The sequence below is a fragment of the Pseudomonas fontis genome (assembly GCF_028656955.1).
GTDB lineage: Bacteria > Pseudomonadota > Gammaproteobacteria > Pseudomonadales > Pseudomonadaceae > Aquipseudomonas > Aquipseudomonas fontis.
Map to the genome: position 1 here is coordinate 1 of NZ_JAMDGY010000129.1, position 1,918 is coordinate 1,918.

Annotated in this window: 1 protein-coding gene; it reads left to right on the forward strand. The window is 62.3% G+C overall.

The features are described 5' to 3' along the window. On the forward strand, positions 1 to 1,918 hold a 1,918-nt coding region (locus tag M5G11_RS26695), incomplete at both ends, for an amino acid adenylation domain-containing protein (protein ID WP_273925428.1).

Below are 1,918 nucleotides of genomic sequence, written 5' to 3' on the forward strand. Positions count from 1 at the left end.
CGCCGCATGCGCCGGCGTTGGTCTTTGGTGAAACCGAACTGACCTACGCCGAGCTCAATGCCCGCGCCAATCAGCTGGCCCATCGCCTGATCGAAACCGGTGTTGGCCCGGATGTCATCGTCGGCATTGCCGCCGAGCGCTCGCTGGAAATGGTCATCGGTTTGCTGGGTGTGCTCAAGGCTGGCGGTGCTTACGTGCCGCTGGACCCGGAATACCCGCAAGATCGTCTGGCCTACATGTTCGAAGACAGCGGCATTCATTTGCTGCTGACCCAGTCGCATCTGCGTGATGCGCTGCCGATTCCCGCTGGCCTGAACACCTTGCTGCTGGATCAGCCTCTGGACGGCTATGCCATCGAGAACCCGAACATCGCCGTGACCGGGGAAAACCTGGCCTACGTGATCTACACCTCGGGTTCGACCGGCAAACCGAAGGGCGCAGGCAACCGCCATTCAGCCCTGACCAACCGTCTGTGCTGGATGCAGCAGGCTTATCGCCTGGATGCCAGCGACACCATTTTGCAGAAGACTCCGTTCAGCTTCGACGTGTCGGTCTGGGAGTTCTTCTGGCCATTGACGACCGGCGCGCGTCTGGCCATGGCCGCGCCCGGCGATCATCGTGATCCGGCAAAATTGGTCGCGTTGATTGAGCAGCACAAGGTCACCACGCTGCACTTCGTCCCTTCGATGCTGCAAGTGTTCCTGCTGGATGAGCAGGTCACTCGCTGCACGGGGATCAAGCGCATCGTGTGCAGCGGTGAAGCATTGCCCGTCGATGCCCAGCAGCAAGTGTTCGCCAAGTTGCCGCAAGCTGGCCTGTACAACCTCTACGGCCCAACCGAAGCCGCCATCGACGTGACCCACTGGACCTGCCGCGACGAAGGTCGCGACGGTGTGCCCATTGGTCAACCGATTGCCAACCTGTCGACGTTCATTCTGGATGCCGAACTGAACCCGGTACCGGTGGGCGTGAGTGGCGAGCTGTACCTGGGTGGGGAAGGGCTGGCGCGTGGTTATCACCGCCGCCCGGGTCTGACTGCTGAGCGCTTCATGACCAGCCCATTCGGCAAGGGCGAGCGCCTGTACCGCACCGGTGACTTGGCCCGCTATCGCGCTGATGGGGTGATCGAATACGCCGGACGCATCGACCACCAGGTAAAAATCCGTGGCCTGCGCATCGAGCTGGGTGAAATCGAAGCCCGCCTGATGGAGCAGGACGCCGTCCGCGAAGCCGTGGTCCTGGCCTTGCCGGGAGCCAGCGGCCAGCAATTGGTTGGGTACGTGGTCGCAACCGAGGCCAACGCCGACGAAAGCGAGCTGCGCGAACGCATCAAGACTCGCCTGAAAGACACCCTGCCGGACTACATGGTCCCGACGCAGTGGGTGTTCCTCGCTGAATTCCCGCTGAGCCCGAACGGCAAGCTTGAGCGCAAGTTGCTGCCCAAGCCGGACACCAGCCAGCAGCAGGCCGTTTACATCGCCCCGCAAAGTGCCCTGGAACAGCAGATCGCCGCCATCTGGCAAGACGTGCTCAAGGTTGAACGCGTTGGCCTGGCAGACAACTTCTTTGAACTGGGCGGTGACTCGATCATCTCGATTCAGGTGGTAAGCCGTGCGCGTCAGGCGGGTATCCGCTTCACGCCCAAACAGCTGTTCCAGCACCAGACCGTGCAAGGCCTGGCCGGCGTTGCCGGTACCGGTGACGAGGGGCTGGTGATCGATCAAGGCCCGGTCACAGGTGCTGCGCCGCTGCTGCCGTTCCAGCAGGTGTTCTTCGAAACCGAAATTCCCGAGCGTCACCACTGGAACCAGTCGGTGCTGCTCAAACCGTTGCAACCATTGCAAGCCGAGCGGCTGGAGCAGGCCCTGCACGCACTGGTGCAGCATCACGATGCACTGCGCCTGAGCTTCAGCGAGCA